The sequence below is a fragment of the Flavobacterium segetis genome, assembly GCF_900129575.1.
In the GTDB taxonomy this organism is placed as follows: Bacteria; Bacteroidota; Bacteroidia; order Flavobacteriales; family Flavobacteriaceae; genus Flavobacterium; species Flavobacterium segetis.
In genome coordinates this window covers 1-23,189 of the sequence record NZ_FQWE01000005.1, presented here as the reverse complement: position 1 = coordinate 23,189, position 23,189 = coordinate 1, and the positions used below count along the sequence as shown (strand labels likewise).

Here is a 23,189-nt window from a genome sequence, read left to right as displayed (position 1 = left end):
ACTTTTACATAGCTTATTTTTTAAAACGAAGTGATTTTATAAATTTAGTAGTTTCTTTTACTCTTTTGTTCGTTTGCTTTTATCAAATTCTTAGTTTCCAAAAGGATAATTTTATTTTTCTAATTAGTGCTTCAGTATTGTTGCGATTACTTTTTTTAGTTGCTTTACCTAACTTATCGCAAGATTATTTCCGTTTTATATGGGATGGCAATCTTATATTACAAAATATAAGTCCTTATTTACATCTCCCTCAAGATCTCATTAAACAAGAGAACTTTACTATCCCAAATGCTCAAAAACTGTATGAAGGAATGGGCAGTTTGAGTGCACAACATTATTCTAATTATCCACCCCTAAACCAGCTATTTTTTACAATAGCCAGCTTTTTAGGTTTAAAATCCATAGCAAGTACAGTTGTTGCAATGCGCCTGATTATTGCCACAGCCGATTTAGGAACAATGTATTTTGGCGGAAAATTGTTAGAAAGTTTGGGCTTGGAAAAACATCGTATTTTTTGGTATGTTTTGAATCCATTAGTAATAATGGAGCTAACAGGAAATTTACATTTTGAGGGAGTTATGCTCTTCTTTTTTATCTGGGCAATGTATTTATTAGAAAAACAACAATGGAAATTAGTAGCTGTAATTTTAGGGTTTTCAATCTCTGTTAAATTATTACCATTATTGCTCTTACCCTTATTTTTAAAGAAATTAGGATGGCTAAAAGCAATTTCTTTTTACACAATAGTTATTGGAGTTAATATTATCCTGTTTTTACCATTTCTTTCTAAGGAGTTACTTTACAATTATAGTGAGACTATAGGTTTGTGGTTTACAAATTTTGAATTTAATGCAAGCATTTATTACATTATTCGAGAAATTGGTTTTTGGATAAAAGGATATAATACAATCCACACAGTAGGAAAAATAATTCCGGTATTCATCATTTTATATATTGTTTTTCAAAGCTTTAAAGAAAACAATAAGTTTAGTATTCCTTTGTTTAATAGTATGTTATTAGTGGTAACCGTTTACTTTTTTACTGCAACTACAGTTCATCCTTGGTATGTTATAAACCTTGTTTTGCTCGCGATCTTTACATCTCATAAATATCCTTTTCTATGGAGCTTCACAATTATTCTTAGTTATAGCGCTTATAGTGGAGTAAAATTTTCAGAAAACTTTTGGTTGATTGGTATCGAGTATATCTCTGTTTTTATTTTACTTTTTTATGAAAAATTTACTAATATCAGTAACAGAGATCGTTTGATGGAGAACTAATAATTTACAAATGCTAAACTAAACTAGGTCTCGTTTGATAACTTTACTTTTAGAATTAAAGATTATGAAATTTAAAAAAATAATATTAAATCTTTGTATTGGAGTACCTCTTTTAGCATTATTGTTTTCTATTTATATAAGCCTAAATAAACCATTTCATGACTCCAAACTAAAACTGGAATACAAAGGAATGAATTTAGTTGCTCCAATAAAGGAAGTGAAAAATGAAACTTTCAAAGCCTTAATAGAAAATAATGTAAATTATATTTCACTAATACCATATGCATTTGTTAATCTGAACGATGTTTCAGTTTCCTACAACCATAATCGGCAGTGGTGGGGAGAAACAACAGCAGGTATTACAGAAATGATTAAAAAATCACATAATTATCAGCTGAAGATTATGTTAAAACCTCATCTTTGGATTAAAAACGGACTCTACACTGGTAATTTAGACTTCTCGACTGAAAAAGAATGGAAAAAATGGGAAGATGATTATGAAAAATACATTCTTGATTTTGCTCAATTAGCCCAGCAAGAAAAAATAGAAGTATTTTGTTTTGGTACCGAACTAGGAAATTCAGTGGCCAAAAGACCCGAATATTGGTCGCAATTAATCCAGAAAATTAAAAAAATCTACACTGGGAAATTAACTTACGCCGCAAACTGGGATGATTTTGATAAAGTACCTTTCTGGAATGAGTTGGATTACATCGGGATCGATGCGTATTTTCCTTTATCTGATGCCACAACACCCGCAGTTGCTGATCTTAATGAAGCTTGGCAGCAACACATCCTAAAAATGGAAAAGCTACAAGCTAAAACCAACAAGAAAATACTCTTTACAGAATTTGGTTATCGTAATTCCGACCAAGCAGCCAAAGAACCTTGGAAAGAAAATCAAAGTGGAATTAATAATTTGGCGCAAGCCAATGCCTACGAATCCTTGTTTCAAACCTTAACGCAAAAGAAGTGGTTTGCGGGCGGATTTGCCTGGAAATGGTATGCTGATGCGTATCATAAAGAGGCAAAAAATAGCATTGATTACACACCACAGGAAAAACCTGCACTTGAAACTATTAAAAAATGGTACCAATAATTTAAAATAATAAAATGAATTCACACAAAAATAAACCGGTCCTCGTCTTCGATGTAAACGAAACTTTACTCGACATGACTCCTTTAAAAAAATCGGTAAATGCGCTCCTTGATAATGAGCAGGGATTTAGAATTTGGTTTGGTATGTTATTGCACTACTCCATTGTTTCAAATAGCATTGATACGTATGATGATTTTGGGACAATTGCTGCAGCAACCTTGTCTATGGCGGCCACGTCCCTGCATATAAAAGTTAGTGAAGATGAAATTAAAGCGACCCTTTCAAAAATCCAAACCTTACAAGCCTACCCTGATGTAGAGAAAGGTCTGAAGCTCTTAAAAGATCATGGTTTTAGATTAATCACCTTGACTAATTCGCCACCGCATGCACTAAAGCAGCAATTAATCAATTCAAATTTGACTGATTACTTTGAACAGGCATTGAGTATTGATAGTCTTAAAAAATACAAACCAGAAGCAGCAACCTATTTATGGGCAGCAAAAGAACTAGCCGTACAACCTAAGGATATGCTGATGATTGCGGCACATGGTTGGGATTTAGCCGGTGCTTCGCATGCAGGTTTAAAGACTTGTTTTATAGCGCGTGAAGGACAATCTGTATATACTTTGTCCAACAAACCTGATTTTGAAGCGAAAGATATTTTAGCAATGGCAGAACAATTAGTTGCTGTTTATAACAAATAGTATACATCCTATAACTCAAAAAGGCGTTTGTTTCAACTGAAACAAACGCCCTTTTTTTGAACTAAATAATTAACCATAATTTATTTTGATTCTTGAAATAACATAGCTCCAGAATTCATGCAATAACGCAATCCCGTAGGATTAGGTCCATCGTCAAAAAGATGTCCTAGATGACCATCACAACGCGCACAAACTATTTCCCCACGAACCATTCCCAAGCTTTTGTCTACTACTTCTTTAACTCTATTATTATTTATTGGAGCATAAAAACTAGGCCACCCCGTTCCTGAATTAAATTTTGTTTTGGACGAAAACAACGGTAATTTACAAGCAGCACAGAAATAATTTCCTTTTTTATGATTGTCATTAAACTCATTCTGGAAAGGTCGTTCTGTTCCTTGCTTACGAAGGATATAATATTGATTGTCTGTAAGTACCTTTTTCCATTGGGCATCCGTTTTAGCCACTTTTTTCAATGACGTATCAGTCAATGATAGTATAGGCTGTTGTTGTTTTGTGGTTGTTGATTCCACAGTTGCTTGATCTTTTTTGTTGGACTGCATACACGCCATAAAGCTAAAAGCTATAGCTGGCAGTATTAAAAGTTGTTGGTATCGCTTCATGATTATTAAGATTTAGGTTTTAATTTTCCTTTGTATGTTTTTTTAAACTTGTTGTATCTCGGTATTGAAACGCCTTTCACATACGGCTGATTGGGATTGTTTTTTACATAATCTTGATGATAGGATTCGGCTTCATAAAAATCCACAACTGGCTTCACCTCTGTTACAATAGGAGCCACAAATACTTTATTTGTCGTAAGCTCTTTAATCTTATCTTCTATAATTTTTTTCTCAGCAGGATTTTTATAAAAAGCAATAGAGCGATAAGAAGAACCCTTGTCTGGTCCTTGTTGATTAGGAGTTGTCGGATCTTGCGATGCAAAAAATACCGCTACTAATTCTTTATAAGAAACCACTTTTGGGTCATAAAAAACAGCCACTGACTCTGCATGTCCAGTTCTGTTTGAACCTACGTATTCATAGGTAGGGTTTTTAACATTCCCGCCTGTGTATCCTGACACTGCTTCATCTACTCCAACAACTGCTTCGAAAACGTGCTCCGTGCACCAGAAACAACCAGATGCAAAAACGGCTACCGCCTTTCCTTTTTTAGGCACTAAAGACAATTTTTCAGTTTGTGCGCTACAACTAATAATTGTAAACAGCACGAGGGCATAACTTAGTAATTTCATTTTCATCTTTTATTGTTTTTATTTTATAGAATCTATTCTATTGATTTTTAATTATTTATTTGCTGTGCGTACTCCGCAATTCAATCTAAATTAATATACGTCTGATTTCTAGATTTGGTTTTAAAACAATTCCTAAAGTTTTGTTAGTTTTTTACACTCAATGTCTCTAAAATCTTTTCCTCGAAACCTTGCAACGCTCTGATGGCGTAATCCACTTTCTTTTTGGTTTTATATTTATAAGACACTTCTAGAAAATTTTTAAACGGTACTTTAGGTTGTACTTCAAGCGCATCGTTTTTTTTATAATTTACTTTAATAGGAATGTCTTTGTAATACGTAAAATATTCAGGATGGGTAATCACACCCAAGGTGGAGCAGTCAAAAGGTATAAATCCTCTAACACCAAAATACTTCTCGTTTTTTTCCATCCAAGGCTGTACAATATTAAACAACCATTTATCAGCTTCTTCGTTTTGATCTAAACTAGCGAGATCAATATTGCCAATATGAGTGTAAGAACTAGGCTCATATCCTGCAAAAACTAATGGAATACTTGAATTCAGAAGGACATCCATAGATGCGTTATCCAATTCATAATTATAATCAAATACATTTAATTTTCCATTTCCAGGATTAAAAGAAAGTCCTGGTGTTCTAGCTGCACATATTGAAATTTTCTCAATTTGTGGAATTATATCAGGATGATTCTGAATTAACGTCGCAATATTAGTCATTGGGCCAAGGGCTAAAATAATTAACTTCTCTTTTTTTAAAGCTAGATAAAGTGCTCTGGTTGCATCGTTCTCGACACCTAAATCATCGGCTTTAGGTGAACCTTTATAAACTGGAATTGCATCTCCTTCATGATGCCATTTTACTAATTTCTGTATGATATCGAAACTATAATCTACGTAAGTGATGGAGCTTATTCCAACAATTTCAATTTGAGGTTGCTTTAATGCCATAATTAAGGTAATGCCGTCATCAACTTCGCGAGCTGTTTTATCAGGCATTCCAATCATCAAATCAGTATCAAACCAAACTTTGGTTTGTGCTTGCATTGCAAATGTGAACAGCAAAGCAAAAAGTATTATTTTAGTTTTCATATTTTTATTTTAAAATTAAAGTCCGCGCAAAACTTAATAAGTTTGCTTTAGTTTTTAAATTCATGTTTAATGGTAACTGCGCTAAACCAATTAATCTTCGCATAATTTCCATACCGATAAAACCATTTAGAATTTCACTGTTTAATTCCGAAAAAGAATTGTAATTATCTTTTACATAAGTGATCTTAGACTCGTCTTGTTGCGATAAGTATAAATGTGATATAAAAACAGCTAAATCGAATTCACGCAATCCATAAAAACAAAACTCTGGATCGATTATTTTTATTCCATAATCCGTTTTTAACCAACTTCCTGGATAGTAATCTCCATGCAGCAAATATTTTCCTTTAGAAAGGTACAAAGAACCCAGACTTTCAATTTTTTGCTTTAAATCTATATCTGTTTTATAAGGCATTGCAATTTCTTGTAACCCTTTTTGAATCAGGTCTAAATCAAAACCATTTTCTACCCTAAAAGGATATTCAAAAATATGTTCATAATTTAGTTTCCGCATCTCTGCATTAACTAACTCACCGTCAATTACTAATTTTTGAAAACTTTGATGCAAACCATTTAAATAAACTAACAATTGAGATAGTTCGTTCTCATGAATTTTTTCTTTAAAATCATACAAAAAAGTAAAATCGTTAGACAAACCTAAATCTTCTAAAAGAATCACATTATTTACCTCATCCATCCCTAATATTTTAGGCATAGCTTTTTGAACATCCATATCACCAGCCACTTTAATATAAAAAGCTCCTTCTGTAAGCACTCTGTTTTCAGGTGCTAAAACTTGCGGATATTTTTCCACATAAGCGCGTGATTGCTTAATAATAAAAGAACGTTTTGCAGTCCGTATTCGCAACACATAATTCATATTTCCCTCCCCAGGTTTCGAGATAGAATCAATTATTTCATGGTCGTCTAACCATTTTCGTTCTCGTAAATAAGTGCCCAATTCAATTGGCTCATTTGAATTTAATACAAACATAATTATTTTCTGTTTTTTGGGCATTGCCTATAGAGGCCCGGGCTATTCGCTAAATCTTTTGTTCGCTATTGCTTCTCAAAAGGATATCGCTTCTATCCCTAATGCAAATTAAAAATATCCTGCAAATTACTAATTCACAGGATAAAATTTCTAACTAGAACAAGTAACGCACTCCAAACTGAAACTGTCTTGGTGGTGAAGCATTTCTTTGCGTAAATAATCCGCTAGCACGAGAACCCCCTTGAATTTGGTTGCTTTGCGTAGCATTATTACTATAGCCACTTAAATTTTCTGCATTAAAGATATTGAAGATGTCAGCTCGCAATTCTAATTTATTATTTTCTGTAATTTTAAATTGGTGTTGTAATCCCAAGTCAAAAGTAGTGCTCCAAGGCAGACGATCATTATTCCTTGCTTCTCCCGGAAAACGATCGCTATTGCCTTGATAAGCATCTGAAAAACTAGCACCGTCACCATTCAAATCAGTTGTCCCAAAACCTAAAGGAATTCTATTAATTGGCTGTCCACTTTGCAGTAACCCTGCTACTGTAACTGATGTACCTTTAAATGGATAGTAACTATAAATTCCATTAATATTATGAGTTCTATCGTTTACAGATGGTCCCCATTCATTAGCATAATTATTAGCATCCGACGGTCTGAAATTAATTCCATCAGTATTGTTTTTACTAGAAGATAAGGTGTAATTTAATCGATAAGAATAATCGTCCGTTCCTTTCGCTTTCTGATAATTTAAACTCATTGCATAGTAACGGGATTTTCCTTCATTTTCACTAACAATAACGTTTCTAGCAATTCCAGTCACCATTTGACCATTTATTGTAGCACTTCCATTGGTGATAGGAATAGGTCTTGTAGCATCTGCTTGCGCTTGTGTTCTAATCACAACATTATTTGGATCCACGACGTATTCCGCAGCAGCATTAAGATTTCTTAAACGACTTAAATTCTCTCCTCTATTGTGAACCACATCAGCATAAAACAATCTATCATCTGTAAGTTGTAATTGATAGCCCAGAACAAATTCATGTGCATAAGAATTCTTATAACCGTCAGGATTTAAGATTCTACGCTCATTAGAAAAGATATTTTCTCGTTGCCCTTGTAAAGTCGTAGCCGAAGGACCTTGTAAATAATTGACGCCTGAAATAGAAGCCGCTAAGTTTCCATTATAAGTTATTCTATCAATATTAGCGCTCGCTGGTAAAATTCCTAATTTTTTTAGCTCTTGTAATTGTAATTTATAACTTTGCGATGTAGTGTTTTGCTGTAAAGCATCACTGTAGATTGCATAATTTACTTTGTCATAGGAAATTCCATAACCTCCACGTAGACTGCTAGAATTATTTAATTTGTAATTAAAATTAAATCGTGGTGCTAAGTTGTTATAATCGCCTCTATCACTACCTCCTTTTGATAAATTATCATAATCGTATCGCAAACCTAATGTAAGATTCAAGCGATCAGTAACAGACCACAAATCTTCAATGTAAGCCGAGTAAATATCTTGATTAGTACCAAAAGATGTAGGTCTTAACTCGACAATATAATTTAATACCTTTGCATCCTGCGGAATATCGTTTAGATTTAAGTCTCCTGCCACCCCACTATTTTTAACAATATCTATTTGATTTTGGTTTAACTTAATCCTGTAATTTCCTACTGGATTTCCACCGCCAAATAACTGATGATCGCCTCTAATAAAATTAAAACCTGCCTTAAAAGTATGATTTTCTAAATAATACTTTAATTTTTGTTGTAATTGAATTGTATTTTCAAAAGAATCAAATACAAAACCAGGATTTCCTATAACACCTAAAGTTTCATCATTTACACCTAAAATAGTAACTTGTGATTGATTAGCATTAAATGCTTTTGCATAATTCCATCGAAAACGGCTGTACTGAACATTTGTTTCTCCAGAAAAATTACCAAATTTATAGTTGTTTTTTAATGCTAATAAAATACTATTACGTTGTTGCGTATTCCCCGCTGAATTAAAAGTAGATCCTCCATCGAGTCCTCCTCCTTGTCGCTCCACATCTACTCTTCCAATATTTGCTCGTAATGAAGAGCTGAAATTAGTATTCCAAATTTGGTCTACTTTACCAGAAAAGTAATCAAATGTATTTTTACCTCTAACAGATTCTGAAACGCCTAATTGCGGCACATTCAATAAATTATCTTTAATGTCTGTAGTATGTTCAAAGTTGAAATAGTAGAACGTTTTATCCTTAACAAAAGCACCCCCAATACCCGCACCAGCTTGATAACGTGCAAAACCATTTTTAACTTGATTACCCGATAAATCGCGTTGTGCAAAACTAGATTTGCCATCAATTGATGGGCCAGGCCTTGTAATAAAGAAAACTTCACCTACTGTTTCATTAGAACCAGAGCGTGGCGTAATATTAATAATACCACTTCCTGTTAAACCATATTCTGCGGAGAAATTATTAGTTAAAACGGTAACATCTTTTACAAATCCTGACGGAATTGCAAATTTTTGTCCTCCTAAAAATCGCTCATTATTGTCTAGTCCATCAATCAAATACGAAGTATATCCAGAACTTGCACCATTAATACTCACATTTGCCGCTTCAGGATAAAAACCTGTAGCTTGTGAAACATTTGGTAAACGATATAATACTCTTGTGATATCGCGACCTTCAACTGGAATTTCTTGAATTTCAGCAGCTTTCAATTCTGATGAAACCTCAGCATCCCTTGAGTTAATTTTTGAAGTTGATGTAGAAGAAACCACAATTTCATCCAACTCTTCAGTGTTACTTTTTCTTAAAAATAGGGTAACATTCGGATTCTGATTAGATCTAATACTAATTAAATCAGAAGTTTCAGCGGAATAATCTTGTGTGGCTAGCGTACCAACTTGATAATTATCAAGAGCTTCAAGATTTCTAAAAGTCACTTTACCTTGTGTATTAGTAATTTGACTTAATTCTAAATTTCTGGTTTTGTTTACTAAATTTACTGATATGTTAATAATGGGCTTTTGCGTTACTGCATCGATTACAGAAACGGTTAAATCTTGTTGCGCAATTGCTATTGTAGTTATAAGTAGCAATGCCCAAATATAAAATTTCTTCATTTGGTTTAGAATATTTAATTTAAAAAAAGTTTTAAACGGAATTTAGAAAGGAAAGGGTGATCCTTTATTAAAATTTATCGCTTGATAATCAGTAGAAGTAAATTTTATTTCTGTTAGATTTTTAACTTTTAATAAAATTAAAAAAGAAAGTAGAAATTTTCTAAAATTATCAGAAAATGATAATTCATAAGCTGCCTTTTTGAAATCGAAAGCATTATTACAATCATTTAAATAGGGAAGATAAGCAGTTGATTCCTCTTTATAAATGGCTTGTAAAGCGGTAAAAAGGTATTTTGTTTGCCAAGGAATATTTTGAAAAGAAGTAGCATTAAATGTTGATTTTGTAACTCCTATTAAATAAGCACCACCAGCATAATCAGCACCTAATACTAAAGAATTTATCCGTAAATCTTGTTCTGCTTGTAATAAATGGTGCATTTTTAATTCAATACAGTCGTTCCCTACAACAATAACTTTTTCAAAACCTTGTTCAAAAATATTTTGAATAGCATTCGTGATTTTTTCTCCAAAACTGGCTCCTACCTGGTTTTTTTCAGTTGATATGAAGTAAGATAATTTAGTTTTTTGAATGATTTTAATAACATTTTCATTCATCTTCTTCCACAAAAATACATTTTGCTTCGCGCAAGCTATTATTGGCTTTGCAATGCCTTCAACGTTTTCGCTTTGGGCAAAAAGAAGAATAGCAGTTCGTGAAGTAGATTTTTTTCCTAAATTCATTATTTATCAGACATAATCATTTATTAAAACGGCGAAAGTAATAAAAGTATTTTAATATTTTCATTTCGATTTAACATACGAGGAAATCAGGAGTCTGGTTTTAAAATGAATTCATTTTAGCAATAAATAAAAAAATAAAATATAAATCTATTATTTAAGGGTACTATTTTAATCATCTAAAGATGTAAAATCGTCTTTTTGAAGATGTACATTTCTTGGGTACTTCTTTGCAAATGCAAAAATTAATTGCATAATATATTGATTCGTTTTATAAGGTGTTAAATGTTCTTTTACTTCTGATGGATTATTGATTACAACATCCATATCGATATATCCCATTCCATAGAAATGTCCTTTTTCAACCCATATACAACTGCGTTCTTCTTTTGTTCGACCTTTATCAATAATAGCAAAACTTTGTCTACTATTTAAATAAGAATCTATCGCTGCTTGAACTTGGTCGTTGTGCTGTTCTATTTCTGGTAAATCAGTGGAATCATTCTGCGCCATAAATGCACCATCTGATAAACTTCCATACTTACAAAAGCGATTATCGATTTCGAACTTTGCAGCTAATTCCTGCAGTAAGTTGATCCCGCTATAAATACTATCAAAAGTTTCAATGCAGTTTTGATTTTTGGATAACTTACCTATTGCTAAGTAGCGATATCCGTTTCTAGCTTCATATACGAAGAAACCATATTTAGGTTCAAACTTTTTTAATGCTTTATTGTGAATGGGCCACAATTGTTTTATTTCGGTGCATTCTAATAATAAAGCCATTAATTCAGTACCACAAACTTCAAAAGAAATGGCGTGTATATCCCGTAAGAAATTTTGTCTTTGTGGTGTGATTTTATGCCCACCAAAATGTGATGCAACACGTTTTTTTAAGTTAACCGCTTTACCTATATAAACTACTTTTTTATATTGATCATAAAAATAATAAACACCTGGTTTTTCTGGTAATTGGTCAAAATCCTTTGGTGGAAGATTTGGTGGGAGTCTTTGATCTTGAGATGTTTTCTTGATCATTTTATCCATTTCGTTTTCACTATCCCATTCTAACAATTTAGTAAATAAAATTGCTGTTGCATCGGCATCTCCTCCAGCGCGGTGGCGATTTTCCAAATCAATATCTAGAGATTTACAAAGTCGGCCTAAACTGTATGAAAGCATTCCTGGTCTAATTTTTCGAGAAGCTCTTACGGTACACAGTTTTTTAGCAGTCCATTTAAGTCCGGCACTTTCTAATTCATGACGTACAAAAGAGTAATCGAAATTGACATTATGGGCAACAAAAACACGGTCAGAAAGCAATTCAAAAACTTTATCTGAAATAGTATCAAAAATGGGTGCTTCACTAACCATTTCATTAGTGATACCAGTCAATGCAAAAATAGCTGGCGGTATATGTTTTTGTGGATTTATAAGTGTCTCCCAGCGGTCAATCACTTTTATTCCGTCGTGTATAATAATAGCGATTTCAGTAATGCGGCTATGACTTGCATTACCTCCTGTAGTTTCAATATCTACGATTGCGTATTCCTGATTTTTCATTTTTTTTATACTGAGTTATACTCTCGTTTGTATTTGAAAGCAAAAGTTCTCCAACTTTAATTTTAAAAATATTACTAATTGTATTTTAAATTTGCTGTTTTGCTTCTTGTCTAATCAAGCCCTTCGTCTGCGCTCAGGACAGGCTTTTAGTCGAGATTATATATGACTTGTAAAAAGGGTTTCGACTGCGCTCAACCGGACAAAAAATCAATAGTCCTTTACAGTGTATTCACAGATGAAGCGGTATAAATAAAATAATTATATGGTTGAAACTTATCATAATCCAATAAAATATTTAAGTTTTGGTGTAAACCTAAAATTTCTGATAATTTTCATTTCGAATAAATTAATGAGTTAAACCAATACTATTTTTCACTTCGTTAATATCTCGTTTTAATTCTACAAACATATTTTTGATGGAGTCACTTTCTAAAGCTTCTGTTTTTCTATCGCTTCGGGCAATGCTACATTGGTATTCCCAAATTTCTAAAATATCAGACGCTTTGACTTCATAAGGCGGATAAAAATAATTATCAGATGCTACAACTAAAGCATTTTTCTTGTTCTTATTCAGTCTTTTATACACCATTCCTTCACTCCTAGTAATCAAAATATAAGTTTTACCGTCTAAAACTTCGCCTAAACGCTCTACATAACTTCCCACAATAATATCGCCATCCTGATGTGGTGGCATAGAATCTCCTTCTACAGGAAAACCACGGTATTTATCCACACCTAAAAATGGTAAAGAAATTTGTTGTAACTGTTCAATATATTCGGGATCAGCATACCCATTTAGATATCCAGCTTTTACGGTTTGGGTCACCACTTCAATTCGGTTTTCTCCCATTTGATCTACTTGAATGGGTAAAATCAATCGGTTGTTTTCGAGTTTTAATAAATCACTAACTTCAATTTTACGCACATCAACAGATAGTAATAAATCAATACTAATCTGGTAATATTGCGCCATTTTCTTCAGGATTTCATAAGGCGCTTCTGAAGTTCCATCTTCATACTTTACATAACGTCCCCTAGTAATCATAAGGCTTTTGGCTACTTTTTCCTGTGAAATTTTATGCTTTACGCGCAGGGCTCTGATATTGTCTGAAAATAATGACATAACGACTTTGTTATAATTTGTAACAGCAAATATAGCTAAAAATGTTATTATCTGTGCTAATTTTGTAAACTAAATAAAAGTAAATGACACGGGCAATTGTACACATGGATCTAGATACTTTTTTTGTATCCTGCGAAAGATTAACCAACTCTAAATTAAATGGTTTACCATTAATTATTGGAGGTGGAGAACGTGGCGTTGTGGCTTCGTGTTCGTATGAAGCTAGGACTTTTGGGGTTCGTTCAGCAATGCCTATCAAAATGGCACTTCGGCTTTGCCCACAAGCAAAAGTCATGAAAGGCGATATGGAATTATACTCTAAATTATCCCACGATGTTACTCAAGTGATCGAAGAAAAAGCACCTATTGTAGAAAAAGCAAGCATCGATGAATTCTATCTAGATATTACAGGAATGGATAAATTTTATGGTTGTTACCAATGGACAAATGAGCTAGCACAATCCATTACAAAAGAAACTGGATTGCCTATTAGCTTTGCTTTATCGGTTAATAAAACAGTTTCTAAAATTGGAACAGGCGAATCAAAACCAGTAGGAAGATTAGAAATTCCTGAATCCATGGTGCAACCTTTTTTAAATCCACTTTCGATTCAAAAAATTCCTATGGTGGGCGATGTGACTTTTCAATTATTATCGCGCATTGGCATTCGAAACATACAAACACTTTCAGAAATGCCCGCTGAAGTATTACAACGAATGATTGGAAAAAATGGTTTAGAACTATGGAAAAAAGCCAATGGAATTGACAATAATCCTGTTGAACCTTACACAGAACGCAAATCAATTTCGACAGAACATACTTTTCTACAAGATACAATTGATATTAAAAATCTAAAGTCCATCTTGATAGGTATGGTCGAAAAATTAGCTTTTCAATTGCGATCTGAGGAATGGCTAACCTCAACGGTAGTCATAAAAATACGCTACGCAAACTTTGATACCGAAACAAAACAAGCTAAAATCGCCTACACATCTGCCGATCACACACTCACAAGAGCCGTGACTGATTTATTTGATAAATTATACCAACGCCGAATGCGATTGCGATTAGTTGGTATTCGCTTCAGCGGTTTAGTTCGCGGTACCTACCAAATTAATTTATTTGAAGATACAGAGGAAATGCTCTCGCTTTATCAAGCGATGGACAAAATGAAAAGACGTTATGGTTTTGATGCAATTAATCGCTGTGCTGGCGCCAACTTAAAAACAAAACAGAAAGATGTACCTTAATTGTCATTCCTATCATAGCCTGCGTTACGGCACTATTCCATTAACTGAGTTAGTGCAACTTGGGGTGCAATCTAATGTAAAAGCGATGGCGCTAACGGATATTAATACCGTTACTGGAATTTATGATTTTATAAAAGAATGCCAAGCGGTAAACATAAAATCAATTGTAGGCATCGAATTTAGATGTAATAACCAACTGCTTTACATTGGCTTAGCTAAAAATGCAAAAGGTCTCGCCGAAATGAATCGGTTTTTGACTAAACATAATTTTGATGGAACTCCCCTACCCAATTGCGCACCAAAGTTTGAAAATGTTACTGTAATTTATCCCATCGAAAATGCTCCTAATAACTTCCAAGATTTTGAATTTTTAGGCATACGTTCAGAACAACTTCCGCTACTTTTTCATGATAAATGGAAAGAAAAAGCAGATAGAATGGTCGTTTTTCAACCGGTAACATTTCGCACTAAAAAAGAATTCAACCTGCATAAAATATTGCGGGCTATTGATACTAATATTATTTTATCAAAACTTAATGAGGCTGATTATTGCACTACTTCAGAGACAATGATTCCACTAGAAGAACTGTTAATAAAATTTAGTGAATATCCCCAAATTATTAGAAATACAGAAAATATCATTGAAGAATGTAATTTTGAATTTGAATTTAAAACACCAAAAAATAAAACCAATTACACAGAAAGTAGCGATAATGATATCCAACTCCTAACCAGTCTTGCTAATCAAGGATTAATAAAAAAATATGGCAACAACAATCCATTGGCAAAAGCCAGAGTAGAAAAGGAATTAAAAGTCATACACGAATTGAAATTTAGTGGTTATTTTTTAATCACTTGGGATATCATTCGATATAGCAATAGTATGGGTTTCATGCACATTGGTCGCGGTAGTGGCGCTAATAGTATTGTGAGTTATTGTTTAGGAATCACTGCTATTTGTCCGCTTGAACTCGATTTATATTTTGAGCGTTTCTTAAACCTCAACCGCAAAAGTCCGCCTGATTTTGATATTGATTGGAGTTGGAAAGAACGGGATATGATCCTCGAATATATTTTTAATCGATATGGTCGAGAACATGTCGCTTTTTGCGGAACCAATGTAGAATTTAAATATCGCTCAATTTTTAGGGAAGTCGGGAAAGTTTTTGGTTTACCCAAAGAAGAATTAGATGCGCTTGCTAAAAACCCAATGCAACTGCACGACACTAATTCGATAGTTTCATTAGTACAAAAATATGGAATGCTGCTCGAAAAATATCCCAATCAACGCAGCATGCATTCTTGTGGAATATTAATTTCTGAAGAACCTATTACAAATTATACGGTTTTAGAAATGCCTCCTAAAGGATTTCCCATCGTACTTTTTGACATGCATGTTGCTGAAGATATCGGTTTTGAAAAATTTGATATTTTAAGTCAGCGCGGTATTGGTCACATTGATGATTCGGTAAAACTGATCAAAAAAAATCGAGGTATTGAAGTTAATATTCGAGACATCAAATTATCAAAAAATGAAGCAAAGTGCAACGACTATTTAAGTATTGGGAACACTATTGGCTGTTTTTACATAGAAAGTCCTGCTATGCGAGGTTTATTGCGAAGACTAAAATGCGACAATTACAAAACACTAGTGGCAGCTTCCTCTATTATTCGGCCTGGTGTTGCTCAAAGTGGAATGATGAAAGAATATATTTTTAGGCACAATCATCCGGAACAATTCGAATATTTTCATGCCGTTTTCAAAGAGCAATTAGGCGAAACCTACGGTATTATGGTGTATCAGGAAGATGTGATCAAAATTGCGCTTCACTTTGCAGGCGTTCCCGCATCTGACGGTGATATTTTGCGTCGTGCCATGAGTGGTAAAGGACGTTCAGCCGCCGCATTACAAAAAGTAAAAGATAACTTTTTTGCTTGTTGCCAACAAAAAGGGCATCCCGAAGCACTCAGTCAAGAAATTTATCGCCAAATTGAATCCTTTGCAGGTTATTCCTTTTGCAAGGCGCATTCCGCTTCTTATGCTGTAGAAAGTTATCAAAGTTTGTTTTTGAAAGTGAATTATCCCGTAGAATTTATGGTGGCAGTTATAAATAATCAAGGTGGTTTTTATCGTACAGAAGTGTATGTACACGAAGCAAAAATGTCAGGTGGAATTATAAATACTCCTTGCGTAAACAACAGTGATTATGAAGCAACTGTTTACGGAATTCAAGTCTTTCTGGGTTTGATGCATCTCGAAGGGCTTGAAGCCAAAGTAGCGCATCATATTGTTCTAGAACGCGAAAAGAACGGAAAATACAAATCGCTAGAAGATTTTATCAATCGCATTCCCATAGGGATTGAGGGAATTCAATTATTGATTTTCATTGGTGCTTTTCATTTTACAGGTCAAACAAAAAATCAATTACTAGTTATAGCACGATTGATATTAGTGAATTTTAAACCTGAGAATCGGAATCTAATGTTACTTCAAGAACCGGTTAAGGAATACGAGCTTCCAGTACTCGAACGCTCTTCATTTGAAGATGCTTTCGACGAAATAGAACTATTAAGCTTTCCTGTTTCTTGTTCGCCTTTTGACTTATTACAAACTAAATATAGAGGAGATGTTTTGTCTAAAGATTTATTGCATTACCACAAGAAAACGGTCAAAATGCTAGCGTATCTTATCTCTCGAAAACACGTTCCTACTAAAATGGGCGCTATGTTTTTTGGCACTTGGGTTGATGCCGAAGGACATTTTTTTGACACAGCACATTTTCCTAATAGTTTAAAGCAATATCCTTTTCAAGGTGGCGGTTGCTATTTACTATTAGGCACTGTCGAAGTGGATTACCACTTCCCTACCATTACTATCGTCAAAATGGCTAAAATGCCTTTTATTCCTGATCCAAGATATTCTAATTCAAGTGATAGGCAGTACAAAGCGCACCAACAAATTAAAGAAGACGTGAGTATGACACATCGAGCACCTTACCCACAAGATATTAATTTGCCACGGCATAAAATGAATCCCATTTCATCAATTAAAAATTAAGTTCGCTGAATTTCAAAATTACTTAAAATTTTAAACTATCGATTTTATGAGTCTTACTTCATAATTTTTTTTGATAAACTAGCCTCTAAAAGCTTGTATTTAAGCAAGACTCATCATGCAATCATTTTTAATTACCGAATTAACAGACATAAACTTGAATTAAAAACAGTGCAAAAAGTGTGTTAATTGTATTGATACAGCTTAGTAATTAATACCATAAAACTTAAATTTGCAATAAACAACACCTACTAAGAAATGATGGATCAAGATACATTTATTTTCTGCCTTGAAGCAGTTCCTGATTTGGAAATAGAAAACAATACCGAAGTAGTGCAGCACTTAGAACAACTAGCGCTCGAGTATGGATTAGCGAGTATTTACAAAACCTGTGACACTATCGAGGGACTTGAAGAAAGTTTAAACGCATTACTTTATGACGATCATAATTTTAAAGATTATGAGATAATTTATTTTGTCATGCAAGGACAAGAAAACACTATTTGTATTCATGATTATTATTACAGTTTAGAAGAAATAGCAGAACTATTTGAAGGGAAATTGAAAGGTAAAATTGTCCATTTTGCCAATGAAAAAGTATTAGATTTAAGTAATGACGAAGCACAATATTTTATCGATGTTACAGGCGCCAGAGCAGTTTCTGGCTACGGAGCGGCATTTAATAATTTTAGCAGTATCCATTTAGACAAAGTTTTTTTTAGCTTGTTCCAAGATCAAGATGATTTAGTTGAAATTGTGGAAGAATTACATCAAAAGTATTATGCTATTTGTAAACTTTTAGATTTTAGGCTGTATTACTAAAAAATACGGGGAATTTATAACAAACTTATCTAATCGATATTGAATCAATTGGACACCAACAAAGTCTTTCAAACTTCAAAAAAAAGTATTTAAGCATTCTTAAAATGTTAAAACTAACGGTGGCTTTTATTTCTCGTTAAGCATTTATATTGTAAATTTGATTGTGAATATTATTCTTCAGCGACTGTAATAATTTCTTTATCTAAAAAATTCGATCTAAAATAAATATAATGCAGAATATGACACAAGAAATGAAACAATATGAAGTGCATCGGATAGAGAAAGATACGCTAGAAATTACCGGTGAAGGCACTAATAATTTATGGAATCAAGCGATGATCTTGACTGATTTTAGTTCGCCTTGGGACACAAACCTGCCATCAAAAATGGAATTTAAAGCATTATGGGATGGTGTGAACTTATTTTTTTGTTTTACGATTTTTGAAACGCTAATTCGTATTGATAAAAAAGATGATAGTATTCAAAGTATTGGAAATTCAGATAGAGTTGAACTTTTTTTTAGACCTGACAACTCGCTCAATCCCTATTATTGCTTGGAAATAGACACTGCTGCGCGCATCATGGATTTTGTAGCATATCCCAATAAGAATTTTGACTTTGAGTGGAATTGGCCACAAGGTCATTTAGAAGTTAAATCGTCCATACAAGATCAAAGCTATAGTATTGAAGGTAGCATTAGTATTTCATCATTAAAAATGCTAAACATTTTACAGGATAACAAAATTGAAACTGGAATTTTTAGAGCAAAATACAATGAAATAGAGAAATCTATTTTTGAACCCAATTATATTTCTTGGGTAGACCCAAATACTGAAAAGCCAAATTTTCACATTTCATCTTCTTTTGGAGTATTTCATTTATTAGATAATCTTTCCGTTTAGAAAGTGATAAAAAAAAGAGAATTTGATAATCGGAAATTAATTTTCGATTATCAAATTCTCTTTAAATTTTTGTCGCAAATATAGAACTACGATATTTTACGCAAGGTTTCTACTAATTATTCTAAAATAAAACTAACTGTAACATTTGCCGTAATATTTATTTCACCCATTGCAAGAGTCTCCCTTGGAGTTGACATATCGGCCATTTCCATTGTTTTCATTGCTGCGTATCTAGGTTGTGGGTAATAATTTTGTGTATTGTCCGATATTGTCATAGCACGACCTACTTTTTGTCCTATCACTGAAACATAATCTTCTGCTTTTAATTTTGCTTCTTTTATGGCTAATTTTCTGGCTTCTGATTGATATTGGGCTAACTTGGATGATTGGAACGTTACATTGTCAATCCTATTAATTCCCGCATCTACTAATCCTTCCATCAATTCATCATATTTCGATAAATCTTTTAGTAGAATTTCTATTGTTTGAGTTGCATTGTAATTATGTTTCTTTTTTTCATAATCGTACTGTGGATTTAATGCAACACGCTGTGTTCTAAAATCAGATGATGCTAAATTCATTTTTTTTATAAATTTTAATACGGCCTCAATCTTTATGTCATTTTGCTTTTTAACGTCTTGCGAATTATTACCTTTCGTTTCAACTGTAACTTCGATAGTCGCTTCATCAGGAACAACTTTTACTTTACCTTCCCCACTCACGTTTATTTGAGGAATTTGTTTGACCTCTTGTCCATAAGAGAATGTTATAAATAAGATCGACAAGATAGTTAGTGCTTTTTTCATTTTTCTAAAATTTAATTGTTTGTAGTCACTCTTTTCAAAAGTTGTGCCACTATAATTTACCAACCTTTTGCATCACAAAAAGGATCACTATCGGAATTGCTAGTAATACAACCATTAAAGTATGATCTACGAGAAGAGATGGCTCTTTAACTAAGGTAATTAAATAACCACCTACAGCTCCACCAAAGTGCGCTGTATGCCCAATATTATCATTCTTAGCTCTCATTCCGTAAATAGAATATAATAAATACAATATTCCAAAAATGTAAGCAGGCATTGGTATTATAAAAAATATCCCTAACATCATATCAGGCTGTAATAAAATAGCCGAATATAAAACTCCTGTCACAGCTCCAGAAGCACCAACTGCTCTGTATCCATAATCATCTTTAAGAAATACCATTGTAAGTAAATTACCAAATATTAAACTTCCAAAATAAATTAATATAAACGAGAAACTACCCATTAAATTAATTACAACTGGCGCAAAAAACCAAAGAGTCAGCATATTGAAAATTAAATGTGTAATATCAACATGCAAAAATGCAGAAGACAACATTCTTACTTGTTCTCCTGAACGAATACTTCCAACATGAAATTCGTATTTTCTAAAAAACAAAAGATCGTTAAAACCTTTATAACTGAATAAAACATTTGCAAGAATTATTACTATCAATACGGTATTCATAAGATATTTTTATTGTGATTTGTAAAGATAGCAATTCTATAATGCCACTACTGCAACTAACCAATATTAATATCAATCTATATTTTTACCTTATCTTTGCAAGAAATATTATAGCATGCAATTTCTCGTTTTTATAATCGCATTTCCCGTTTTGTGGCTTATTTCAATTCTTCCTTTTAGGATTTTTTACTTCTTATCCGACCTAATTTATATACTTGTTTATTACGTAATTGGCTATAGAAAAAAAACAGTAAGAGCTAATTTAGCTTTAGCTTTGCCAAATCTTAACGATCTTGAACGTCTCGAAATTGAAAAAAAATCATACCATCATCTTTGCGATATGTTTTTAGAAATGATCAAAACAATGACTATTTCATCGGAGGAAATGAACAAAAGATTTACAATAACAAATTTAGAAATAATAAAAGAATACGAAGCAAAAGGAAAAAGCATTATGCTAATCGCTGCTCACTATGCAAGCTGGGAATGGCTAATTACACTGAACCAAAAGTTATCAATTAAGGGAGTAGCTGTATATAAAAAATTAGCAAATATATATTTTGATAAATTAGTACGTGATATTCGATCAAAATATAATACAGAATTAGTACCAACGAGTCTTACCATACCATTAATTTCGAACAACCACAAAAGTAATATACAATGCGTGTACGGTTTAGCTAGTGATCAATCACCAAAAGCAGATCGAATATTTCATTGGGAAAGTTTTATGGGTATAGAAGTGCCTGTTCACACTGGACCAGAAATGCTAGCAAAAAAATACGATATGACTGTTGTTTTTGCTAAAGTAAAAAAAATAAAACGAGGATACTATGAACTAACGATAATACCACTTAGCGACGATCCTAATTCAATTCCTAATTTTGAAATTACATCAGCATATATAAAAGAAGTCGAAAAACAAATAATAGAAGCTCCAGAATATTATTTTTGGACTCACAAAAGATGGAAACATAGGCGTTAAATGATAACATTTAGTTTCTTTTTAAATAAGATAGCTAAGGAGGGAAATACCCGAACTACAAAAGTTTCAATTTAACCTATTTGAAAATTTTGTGATAAGCAGATTAATACCTCCTACCGAAGCGTGAGAAATTTAATATTTAATCATATTAATTTTTGTAAGTTCAAGAAATAATTTTGTAAACATAATATGTCTCGTCCTGAATAATCGATACAGATTATTAGACAAAAATAATTAATTAAACACTTGCAAGAACGTTCTTCCAAGTGTTTATTGTTTAGTAGGTTCGCATTATTATTTTATTCTTTTGATGCATTTGGTTTGGTGTTAGCATGTAATTAGAGTAATGAGGCCTTTTTTCATTGTAAATTTCTATTACATTTTTAAGTAAGAATTTCATCACTAGAAGCGCTGCGTTAAACTTATAAATAGCAAATTCTTGCTTTAAAATGCCGTTTATCCTTTCTGCTCCAGCATTTTCATAAGGATCTGAATTTTGTGTCATACTGCATATTATATTGCTTTTTTGAGTATTTTTGATAATCATTAAGATAATATTGTAATCCTCTATCGGAATGATGAATTAGTGAGAGACTCGTATACTTTCTGTTTTTCACTGCGTTTTTCAGCGCTACCATACTACTTTCAGTATTCATATTATCTGCTATATAAAATCCCATTATTTTCTTAGAATAGGCATCGGTTACCAAACTTAAATAGCACAGATTCTCTCTTTTTCCAATATAAGTAATGTCAGATACCCAGACTTGTTCAGGCCGTTGGATTTGTAATTCAAGAATCTGATTTTGATGCTTTCTTCCTATTTAGATTAACTAAATTATTTGCTTAATACCCGAGTTTTGTTCTTGATCCCGTTTTGGGGCAAACAATAAATAAATTGCTCTTAAAAGATCAATGAATTTGTCTCTTCAAATTTTAGCCCTTTTAATTCACTGTTTAAAAGAAAATAAAGCTTCTTTGCTCCAATTCTGGACATAGCTTGTCTTATTTCTAAAACCAGGAAAACTACTTTTGAAGCATTAGAATGTCTTGTTTTTCTTCTTGTTGTTTTTCCATAATAAAGCTGTCTGTCTACCCCGAATAAAGTACAGACAAACATTACTCTTTGTTTTTGTTCTTGTTTAAAATTATTGATTGTTCGGGTAAGGAATTTTTGTGATGTCAATTTGATATTCTTTTTCTACAATATCAATCATCATATCAAAAATGATAGCTTTCTTATCAGCTACAAAAACTTCTCGCTCTAATAGTGCTTTTTGCTTCTCTAATAATTTAATTTGAGTTTCAAGTTCCATTATTTTGTGTTCGGGTGATTTTGGCATCTTTGATGGTGTTTGATTATCCTAATCAAAGTTACCTAATTTTCTGAGCCAATTAACGACAGTTTTTCTACATTGAATTTCATAACGATTTGTAGCTTCACTAACCGTGGATGTACCACGCTCTATCTATTGTACAATTTATAATTTAAAAGAGTAGAATAGTGTTTTTGAGTTCGCTTCATGTAGCGTGGTTCTTGTGAGTTTTCCATTAGGATACTTTTTACGTATCGCTATTTCAGGAGAAGACATTTTATAAACAAAAAACCCTTCATCAATTGACGAAGGGTTTTTAAAGAAAGGCGACGACATACTCTCCCACATAACTGCAGTACCATCTGCGCAGGCG

At 32.8% G+C, this 23,189-nt stretch carries 23 protein-coding genes; 8 read left to right on the top strand and 15 right to left on the bottom strand.

Annotated features, from left to right (window positions below):
• The first annotated feature begins 137 nt into the window (after positions 1-137).
• The 3 genes from BUA99_RS08245 (at position 138) to BUA99_RS08235 (ending at position 3,083) form a co-directional block, all read left to right on the top strand.
• Positions 138-1,280 (top strand): MptA/MptB family glycosyltransferase, encoded by a 1,143-nt coding sequence (locus BUA99_RS08245; RefSeq protein ID WP_234972944.1) that lies wholly within the window; start codon positions 138-140, stop codon positions 1,278-1,280.
• A 64-nt stretch (positions 1,281-1,344) separates the two neighbouring features.
• Entirely contained in the window at positions 1,345-2,379 is a 1,035-nt protein-coding gene (locus BUA99_RS08240) for a glycoside hydrolase family 113 (protein WP_234972942.1), read from the top strand.
• A 14-nt stretch (positions 2,380-2,393) separates the two neighbouring features.
• The gene (locus BUA99_RS08235) at positions 2,394-3,083 is read left to right on the top strand and encodes a haloacid dehalogenase type II (protein WP_072990691.1); all 690 of its coding nucleotides are present in this window, start codon (positions 2,394-2,396) and stop codon (positions 3,081-3,083) included.
• Between the two features lie 80 nt (positions 3,084-3,163).
• On the opposite strand, the gene msrB is transcribed toward BUA99_RS08235, so the two are convergent.
• From msrB to BUA99_RS08195, 8 genes are all read right to left on the bottom strand, one after another.
• The gene (gene msrB, locus BUA99_RS08230) at positions 3,164-3,706 is read right to left on the bottom strand and encodes a peptide-methionine (R)-S-oxide reductase MsrB (RefSeq protein WP_072990689.1); all 543 of its coding nucleotides are present in this window, start codon (positions 3,704-3,706) and stop codon (positions 3,164-3,166) included.
• Positions 3,707-3,711: 5 nt separating this feature from the next.
• Positions 3,712-4,344, bottom strand: a complete 633-nt coding sequence (gene msrA, locus BUA99_RS08225) for a peptide-methionine (S)-S-oxide reductase MsrA (RefSeq protein WP_200778653.1) — start codon at positions 4,342-4,344, stop codon at positions 3,712-3,714.
• 137 nt (positions 4,345-4,481) lie between these two features.
• Positions 4,482-5,444 carry a nucleoside hydrolase gene (locus BUA99_RS08220; RefSeq protein WP_072990687.1) on the bottom strand — a complete coding sequence of 321 codons (963 nt, stop codon included), beginning with the start codon at positions 5,442-5,444 and terminating at the stop codon, positions 4,482-4,484.
• Positions 5,445-5,448: 4 nt separating this feature from the next.
• Positions 5,449-6,438: a phosphotransferase gene (locus BUA99_RS08215; protein ID WP_072991434.1), complete on the bottom strand. Its 990-nt coding sequence runs from the start codon at positions 6,436-6,438 to the stop codon at positions 5,449-5,451.
• A 154-nt stretch (positions 6,439-6,592) separates the two neighbouring features.
• A complete protein-coding gene (locus BUA99_RS08210) occupies positions 6,593-9,568 on the bottom strand; it encodes a TonB-dependent receptor (protein ID WP_072990684.1) in 2,976 nt (991 codons plus the stop codon).
• A 42-nt stretch (positions 9,569-9,610) separates the two neighbouring features.
• Entirely contained in the window at positions 9,611-10,309 is a 699-nt protein-coding gene (locus tag BUA99_RS08205; protein WP_072990681.1) for a DUF2064 domain-containing protein, read from the bottom strand.
• Positions 10,310-10,477: 168 nt separating this feature from the next.
• Entirely contained in the window at positions 10,478-11,869 is a 1,392-nt protein-coding gene (locus BUA99_RS08200; RefSeq protein ID WP_072990679.1) for an exonuclease domain-containing protein, read from the bottom strand.
• 346 nt (positions 11,870-12,215) lie between these two features.
• Positions 12,216-12,992 (bottom strand): XRE family transcriptional regulator, encoded by a 777-nt coding sequence (locus BUA99_RS08195; protein WP_072990676.1) that lies wholly within the window; start codon positions 12,990-12,992, stop codon positions 12,216-12,218.
• Positions 12,993-13,075: 83 nt separating this feature from the next.
• Here BUA99_RS08195 and dinB point away from each other — a divergent pair, with 83 nt between their 5' ends.
• The 4 genes from dinB to BUA99_RS08175 all read left to right on the top strand — a co-directional run bounded on the left by dinB (position 13,076) and on the right by BUA99_RS08175 (position 19,021).
• Complete coding sequence (gene dinB / locus BUA99_RS08190; RefSeq protein WP_072990673.1) at positions 13,076-14,242, top strand: DNA polymerase IV; 1,167 nt, start codon at positions 13,076-13,078, stop codon at positions 14,240-14,242.
• Positions 14,232-17,300 (top strand): DNA polymerase III subunit alpha, encoded by a 3,069-nt coding sequence (locus BUA99_RS08185; protein ID WP_072990670.1) that lies wholly within the window; start codon positions 14,232-14,234, stop codon positions 17,298-17,300. Before dinB ends, BUA99_RS08185 begins: the two co-directional genes overlap by 11 nt.
• A gap of 258 nt (positions 17,301-17,558) precedes the next feature.
• Positions 17,559-18,119: a DUF6642 family protein gene (locus tag BUA99_RS08180; protein ID WP_072991432.1), complete on the top strand. Its 561-nt coding sequence runs from the start codon at positions 17,559-17,561 to the stop codon at positions 18,117-18,119.
• A 230-nt stretch (positions 18,120-18,349) separates the two neighbouring features.
• A complete protein-coding gene (locus BUA99_RS08175; RefSeq protein ID WP_234972940.1) occupies positions 18,350-19,021 on the top strand; it encodes a CBM9 family sugar-binding protein in 672 nt (223 codons plus the stop codon).
• A gap of 116 nt (positions 19,022-19,137) precedes the next feature.
• Here BUA99_RS08175 and BUA99_RS08170 read toward each other — a convergent pair whose 3' ends face one another.
• Positions 19,138-19,827 carry an SIMPL domain-containing protein gene (locus tag BUA99_RS08170; protein ID WP_072991426.1) on the bottom strand — a complete coding sequence of 230 codons (690 nt, stop codon included), beginning with the start codon at positions 19,825-19,827 and terminating at the stop codon, positions 19,138-19,140.
• Positions 19,828-19,876: 49 nt separating this feature from the next.
• A complete protein-coding gene (locus BUA99_RS08165; protein WP_072990668.1) occupies positions 19,877-20,515 on the bottom strand; it encodes a rhomboid family intramembrane serine protease in 639 nt (212 codons plus the stop codon).
• A 115-nt stretch (positions 20,516-20,630) separates the two neighbouring features.
• Between BUA99_RS08165 and BUA99_RS08160 the strand changes: the two genes are divergently transcribed.
• A complete protein-coding gene (locus BUA99_RS08160) occupies positions 20,631-21,500 on the top strand; it encodes a lysophospholipid acyltransferase family protein (RefSeq protein ID WP_072990665.1) in 870 nt (289 codons plus the stop codon).
• 277 nt (positions 21,501-21,777) lie between these two features.
• On the opposite strand, the gene BUA99_RS15245 is transcribed toward BUA99_RS08160, so the two are convergent.
• The 5 genes from BUA99_RS15245 to BUA99_RS15225 all read right to left on the bottom strand — a co-directional run.
• Complete coding sequence (locus BUA99_RS15245) at positions 21,778-22,005, bottom strand: integrase core domain-containing protein (RefSeq protein ID WP_200778652.1); 228 nt, start codon at positions 22,003-22,005, stop codon at positions 21,778-21,780.
• The gene (locus BUA99_RS15575; RefSeq protein WP_394333246.1) at positions 21,980-22,285 is read right to left on the bottom strand and encodes a DDE-type integrase/transposase/recombinase; all 306 of its coding nucleotides are present in this window, start codon (positions 22,283-22,285) and stop codon (positions 21,980-21,982) included. The genes BUA99_RS15245 and BUA99_RS15575 overlap by 26 nt, the downstream gene beginning before the upstream one ends.
• 119 nt (positions 22,286-22,404) lie before the next feature.
• A complete protein-coding gene (locus BUA99_RS15235; protein WP_200778651.1) occupies positions 22,405-22,620 on the bottom strand; it encodes a hypothetical protein in 216 nt (71 codons plus the stop codon).
• A 28-nt stretch (positions 22,621-22,648) separates the two neighbouring features.
• Positions 22,649-22,843 (bottom strand): hypothetical protein, encoded by a 195-nt coding sequence (locus tag BUA99_RS15230; protein ID WP_200778650.1) that lies wholly within the window; start codon positions 22,841-22,843, stop codon positions 22,649-22,651.
• Positions 22,844-22,981: 138 nt separating this feature from the next.
• The coding region (locus BUA99_RS15225; RefSeq protein ID WP_200778649.1) for a hypothetical protein at positions 22,982-23,189 on the bottom strand (208 nt) is incomplete at its 5' end.